Source organism: Novosphingobium sp. B-7, assembly GCF_000410615.1.
GTDB lineage: Bacteria > Pseudomonadota > Alphaproteobacteria > Sphingomonadales > Sphingomonadaceae > Novosphingobium > Novosphingobium capsulatum.
In genome coordinates this window covers 1-6,137 of the sequence record NZ_APCQ01000076.1, presented here as the reverse complement: position 1 = coordinate 6,137, position 6,137 = coordinate 1, and the positions used below count along the sequence as shown (strand labels likewise).

At 61.3% G+C, this 6,137-nt stretch carries 8 protein-coding genes; 6 read left to right on the top strand and 2 right to left on the bottom strand.

What is annotated here, in order from left to right:
* Positions 1–1,833, bottom strand: a 1,833-nt coding sequence (gene traA / locus H926_RS0100665) for a Ti-type conjugative transfer relaxase TraA (RefSeq protein ID WP_022674581.1), incomplete at its 3' end; no start/stop codon positions are given.
* Between the two features lie 182 nt (positions 1,834–2,015).
* On the opposite strand from traA, the gene H926_RS0100660 reads away from it, so the two are divergent.
* From H926_RS0100660 to H926_RS0100635, 6 genes are all read left to right on the top strand, one after another.
* On the top strand, positions 2,016–2,348 hold the full coding sequence (locus H926_RS0100660) for a conjugal transfer protein TraD (RefSeq protein WP_022674580.1): 333 nt from the start codon (positions 2,016–2,018) through the stop codon (positions 2,346–2,348).
* Between the two features lie 16 nt (positions 2,349–2,364).
* A complete protein-coding gene (locus H926_RS0100655; protein WP_028657396.1) occupies positions 2,365–2,580 on the top strand; it encodes a conjugal transfer protein TraD in 216 nt (71 codons plus the stop codon).
* Between the two features lie 76 nt (positions 2,581–2,656).
* The gene (locus tag H926_RS34010) at positions 2,657–2,824 is read left to right on the top strand and encodes a DUF6771 family protein (RefSeq protein WP_022674578.1); all 168 of its coding nucleotides are present in this window, start codon (positions 2,657–2,659) and stop codon (positions 2,822–2,824) included.
* 18 nt (positions 2,825–2,842) lie between these two features.
* Positions 2,843–3,544, top strand: coding sequence for a GNAT family N-acetyltransferase (locus H926_RS0100645; RefSeq protein WP_082208933.1), 702 nt, complete (start codon positions 2,843–2,845; stop codon positions 3,542–3,544).
* Between the two features lie 337 nt (positions 3,545–3,881).
* Positions 3,882–4,916, top strand: coding sequence for a DUF262 domain-containing protein (locus H926_RS0100640; protein WP_022674576.1), 1,035 nt, complete (start codon positions 3,882–3,884; stop codon positions 4,914–4,916).
* 26 nt (positions 4,917–4,942) lie between these two features.
* Entirely contained in the window at positions 4,943–5,596 is a 654-nt protein-coding gene (locus H926_RS0100635; RefSeq protein WP_158441915.1) for a HEPN domain-containing protein, read from the top strand.
* A gap of 87 nt (positions 5,597–5,683) precedes the next feature.
* Here H926_RS0100635 and H926_RS24900 read toward each other — a convergent pair.
* On the bottom strand, positions 5,684–6,137 hold a 454-nt coding region (locus tag H926_RS24900; protein WP_022674574.1), incomplete at its 5' end, for a transposase.

Sequence of the window (6,137 nt, the reverse complement as noted above, 5' to 3'; positions counted from 1 at the left end):
GCGCAGGAACATGATGCGGTCTTGGTCGGCAAACAAGCGCTGGCCACGGGTGGTCTCGACCGCCACATCGGCACCCAGCGTGCCATGATCGCGCAGGCGATCCCGGGCCTGCGCATTCAGTTCATCGCATTCTGCATTGGTGTGGGTGAGAATAAGCCGGCTGGCCTCGGGATGGCCCTGCCGATCGGCATCCCAGCGCGCGATCAAGGCATCGCGTGCCGATTCGCGGGTGGGTGATTCGACCACCAGACCAGCGGCATGATAGGCTTCGATGGCTTCGCCGGTTCGGCCAGTAGCCAAGTGCCGCGTGGCATCGCGCTGCCATTCCTCCGCCTGCCGGCGCACTTCGGTGATTTCGACGGCACCATGCCGCTCGGCCATGCTGCGGAAGGCAGCGCCGGCTTCGATTGCCTGGAGCTGCTGCGGATCACCAACCAGCACGACTTTGGCGCCCTGGCTCTCGGCCGCACTGATCACCCGCTCCATCTGGCGCGTGCCGATCATGCCGGCCTCATCGATCACGAGAATGGAATTGGGTCTCAGGGTCTCGCGTCCCTGCGCCCACTGGTGCTCGAGACTGGCAATGGTGCGCGAGGCAATGCCCGAGCCGTTTTCCAGGTTCTCGGCGGCAATGCCGGACAGGGCAATGCCGCGCACCTCGTAGCCGGCTTTCTCCCACGCCTCGCGCGCGACGCCGAGCATCGCGCTCTTGCCGGTACCGGCATAGCCGATCACGCTGGCAAGACCCCCACGCCTGGTGACATGCTCGAGCGCACGGTGCTGCTCGACCGACAGCACCAGGCCGCGCGCTTCGGCACGGTCCAGCGCGGCAGCAAGATGACGGTCAGGGACGGCATGATGCCACTGCGCGTCGAGCCTGGCCGTGGCCTTCTCCAGCCGCTGTTCGGTCTCAAGCATGGCGCGCGAGGTGAAGCGCTCCTCGCCGCGTCCGTCAGGTCCCAGTCGGACAAGATCGGGCGAGCCTCGCACCGCCGCCAGCACGGCGTCGAACTGGTCCTTCCCTTCGCTGTGGCGGTGCACGAACGTGGCGAGATCGCGGGAAGTGAACGTGGCCTGCTGGTGGGTGATGGCATCGAGCGCGATGCCGGGGTTTTCGAGGATCTTCTCGCCATTCCTCCGGGCAATGGCAAAATGCTCTTCCAGCCGCTCGCGGACCAAGCCTTCCTGCGCCATGCGTGCCGCGGCCGGGCCGATCTTGTTCTGCGGCTCGAGATCGATGCCCTGGGCCTCCAGACTCCGGTGATCAATCCGCGCGTCGATATCGAGCTGCGCCAGCCGTTCGTTGACGTGCTCAGCCCAGGCTTCGCGCCAGTGGGTCAGGAGCTCGGTCCTGTTCCACTCGCGCACCTTGGCGCCGAAACCGTCTTCTCCAACTTCGCGCATGCCCAGCATTACATGGGCATGGGGCTTGGCAAGGCCGTCGGGTCCGACATCCCAATGCACATTGAGATCAGCTACCATGCCCCGGTCGACGAACTCCTTTTGCACAAAGTCCCGCGCCAGTGCGATGCCGTCGGCCTGGGTCATTTCACGCGGAATGGCGAACTCGATCTCGCGGGCCAGTTGCGCGTCCTTGCGCACTTCGACGGCTTCAACGTCGTTCCACAGCCTCGCCCGGTCGCGCCACTCTTCCGGCGCGCCTTCGGGCAGCATGACTTCGCTGTGTACGACACCGGTCTTGTTGGAAAAATCGTGATGCCTGTCGAGCCGCGCATCATAGAGCCGATCGGCCGAGCGATAGGCAGCGGCGGCCACGGCGCTCGAGCCGTTACCGCGCGAAACAACTTTGGCCGAGAAGTGGTAGATCGCCATGGCGACACACCAGATACGCCTAAAAGCGCACGTCGGCACGACGTATAAGCGCGCCCTCAAAAGATTTCATCATTCTCGGGACGGCGGAATCCCATGAGGTTTCAGGCAATTGGCATTGATCGTCAAGGCCGATAACTGAAAGGCCTCGCGGCGCAACAGACCGCCGTCACAGGACACCAGACATGCGCAAGCCCCGCAACTATGACGAGGACCTCAAGGCCCTCACCGCCAAGGCCAAGCAACTCAAGGCACGCAAGCAGAGCCAGTTGGGCGAACTGGTTGAAGCCACTGGCGCCGATCACCTTACAATCGAAGAACTGGCCGGCGCGCTGCTCTCGATTGCCGCCATCACCGATCCGACGCGACGGGAGGCATGGCGCAAACGCGGCGCTGCGTTCTTTTCTGGCGAGCAGGCCGACCACGCGCCTGGCCAACGCGCTGGCGACAACGCGCAACCAGCAGCGTCGCACGACCAGCGCCCGTCATCGTCTGGCTCTGCAACAGGCGCGGCATGACACACGAGCCTGGCAGGTGACGCGGCGCGAGCGCACGCGACAGCTCATCGAACTGGGTGGGCTCATCGCCAAGGCGGGCCTTGTCGAACTGACCGACGATGATCGCGCGGTCATCCTCGGGCTATTGCTCGAGGCAGCGGCAAGGCTGGGCGCCGACGACACCGGCAACCAAATCACGCTGTGGCGGCGGCGGGGGCAGCGAGCTTTTGCCGATGCCGACGACAAAGATTGAGCAGACGGCAACACCGCTTCCACTACCCGTCGCCAGCGCATTGCCGCGCGCCAGCCACGTCGCCATAGGGATATGCATGGACGACAAGACCAAGGCCCGCATTCTCGGCGTCATTGAACGCGCACCGCAGTGGCTTCGCAATGATCTGGCCGCCAAGGATGCATCGGCCCGCGCACGTGCGGAAGAGGCGCTGGCCGCGATGCTGGCTGATGCCCTTGACGAAGGCAACGAGGCAGCCGGTTGACAGCGAGCGAAAACACCGATGGCACTGGCGAACCTCCACGGCATGGCCATTCCGAAAGGTACAATTCGACGGCGAGGCATGATGAACACCGAAGGCCTTGATCCGCATCTGCTGCATGCTTGGCTCACCGCGCGATCGTTGGCGCGTGAGTTGTCCATGCCAGTGGCCGAGCATGGCGGTTTCCGTGTCGATACCGGATCGGAAATGGAAACTGTCCGCTGGGTGTTTCCGCGCATGTGTGATGGGCTCAAGGACGTCGCACGCAGGATCCATCAGCCGCGCCAGTTCGTGAAGGTCTGCGAAACGTCGGAGGCCTTGCGTGCCGCGCTGCCAGCACATTGGACCATCCATGCGCCCAGTCATGTGATGCGCGCTCATGGTCCAATGCCCCGCCGACAACTCGCGGACGGTTACTCTATCGCAGTCGAGCAGTCTGGCCCCGTGACTTCGGTCCGCATTGTCACAGACACCGGCATCTTGGCAGCGAGCGGCTATGGGGCTGAGGCGCATGGCGTCTTCGTCTACGACCGAATTGTGACTGATCCAGAGCATCGCCGCAAAGGCTTGGGTCATGTCCTCATGCAGACCCTGCACGAGGCCAGGGGCAATCCCAACAGTTTCGAACTGCTGGTCGCCACCGATGAAGGACGGGTACTCTATGAAACGCTGGGATGGGAGAAGATCGCGTCCTACGCCAGTGCCTCGATTGTAGGGATGTGATCGCCGCCAGCCGGGGCAGCTCGCAACCAACCTACGACGTTGCCGAATTTGCGCATGAACGACCGTTCCTCCCGGAACTCGCCATTCCCATTCGATTAAACGGTCCGGCCGCGGTGCGGCCCAGCGCCAGCCATTCTGGGGCCTATACATAGATTCAATAGCTGCCCTCTCTTCAACTTGGCAGCATCATCGTGCAATGCCGGATGGACTGGCTGGCTTGTGGTATGCTCGCAATGATGTCAGCCGGAACGGCGGGCCTTGAGAGCCTGGCAGCCACTCAGGCAAAGCGGCTTGCCGCAAGAGGCCTCATTCGCCTATACCCGCGCGGGGAGAACGCATGTCGCAAAACCTAACTGAGCAGTTGGATCGCGAGAAGCGAGCCGTGTCTTACGACGTATACGATATGACCGTGCGGCAGCTGGTCGATATGGTCGCAGGTGGCGAGATTGATGTGGCGCCTGACTACCAACGGCGCTTCGTCTGGGATGATACCCGCGAATCAGAGCTAGTCGAAAGCATCTATTTGGGAATTCCGGTACCCAGCTTGTACATGGCCGCCAATCGAGACGGCAGTTGGGAGGTCGTAGACGGAGTGCAACGCCTAAGCACGCTCGTTCATTTCTGCGGAGGCAAAGACGTTCGGTCTCGTATTATACGCGAGAACCCACTGAAGCTTACTAACCTAACGAAATTGACCGCTTTCAATGGGATGACATTTGAAGAGCTACCGAAATCTGCGCAGCTAGGTTTTACCTTGCGGCCAGTCCGGGTCACGACCTTGAATGACAAAAGCGATTTTGCGGTCAGGTACGATCTGTTCGAGCGTCTGAATACTGGCGGCGTAAAGCTGCACGCGCAAGAAATTAGAAACTGCGTGATGAGAGGCGGCTTTCGCGAGTTGCTCCGCGAACTTTCATCTCGTCCGGCGTTTCGGGCTGTGGTCCGCATCCCAAGCAATGAGCAGCAAGAAGCGATATACGAAGAGTGTGTGCTCCGCTACTTTGCCTATCTGGAGCGGTATCAAGCATTTGAGCATAGCGTCGTCGGATTTCTCAACGACTATATGATTGAGCATGCTCTCGCTGGACCGCAGGCTGCGTCCATCGCGGGTTTCGATGCAACCTTTAATTGGCTACAGGCCAGGCTTCCGAATGGGGTCGTTCGAGGCACGAGAAATGCGACACCGCTCAACCTGTACGAGGCCGTCACCGTAGGAACTACGTTGGCATTGAGGCAAAATCCAGGTCTGAACAGGGATCCAGCGCCGATCATGAACGCAGATCAGATGCGGCGGCTTACGACTGGCGCGACGAATAGCCGTCGGATGGTCGTTGATCGTATTGAATATATGCGGAACGAGTTGCTCGCCTAATGCCACTCAGCGCGGTTCGAGCAGAGGTGGCAAGCCGCTTTGCTGAGGCTCGCGCGTTACTGACCGAAATTTCTGCCCGAGAGGCCGATGAGGGTACCTCGGTATCCGCAGGCCTGAACACTCAAAAGGCGATGTTCATCGTCCTCCTCTACGCGGCCTTCGAGTTTACGACGACTTTGCTTGTCGTCCGGACAGCTGAAGGCATAAGTGGTCAGCGTATCGCCCATTCCGATCTTGCGGTCGAACTTCTTTCGCTCGCACTCGATCCTCAGTTGAGGGCGGTTGCTTCGCCTGGTCGCAGGGCCAAGTGGCAGCGAAGATCCGCGCTCTTCTCACGTACATTTTCCACAGATACTGCGCGTATTCACGAGGAGGCGCTTCTCGAAGAGCTAGGTAATATTTGGTGCGCCAGTTTGGATCAGGTGTTCGAGGCGTTTGGCATCTCGGGACCATCGCTCCACGATCCCAGGGCGCGGCAATACATCGATGAAATTACCGATCGCCGCAACGCCGTCGCGCACGGCAGGGAAGCGGCCACTACAGTCGGGTCCCGGTACACAGCCGCATCTCTTCAATTGCGCCTGCAGGAGCTAGAGCGGCAGAAAGACTACCTGATCGGTAGGTTCGAACCATTATTGCGGGATCGGCTCTACCTGCGAGCGTCTGGTAACGCCGCCTAACATCCCGCGTCGTCGCGCTCGCATTCACGATGTGGAGCGGGTCGCCGCGCTCGCTCTGCACTCAAGGCTGTGCTGTAAGCGATGTGCTCAGGCCACGGCGGTCCAGGGCATGAGTTCTCCGACGGCGTTGGCTGGATGGCCGTTGGCGAGTTTGGCGAGGGTCTCTGCCAACCAAGTGTGGGGGTTCACGCCCGAGATCTTGCAATTCTCTATGAGCGTGGCGATCACCGCCCAGTTGTCGCCGCCCTCATCCGAGCCAGCGAAGAGCGCGTTTTTGCGATTGAGGGCTAAGGGCCGGATTGATCGCTCGACGGTGTTTGAATCCAGCTCGACGCGGCCATCGTCGAGGAATAGCGATAGCCCGATCCAACGGGTCAAGGCGTAGCGGATAGCGTCGGCGAGCTTGCTCTTGGCGCTGACCTGGCGGAGCCTCGCCTCGAGATAGAGGTGCAGGTCATCGACGATGGCGCGGGCCTGTTCGGCGCGCATGGCGCGGCGCTGTTCTGCCGACGTGCCGCGAACCTGGTCTTCGATGGCATAG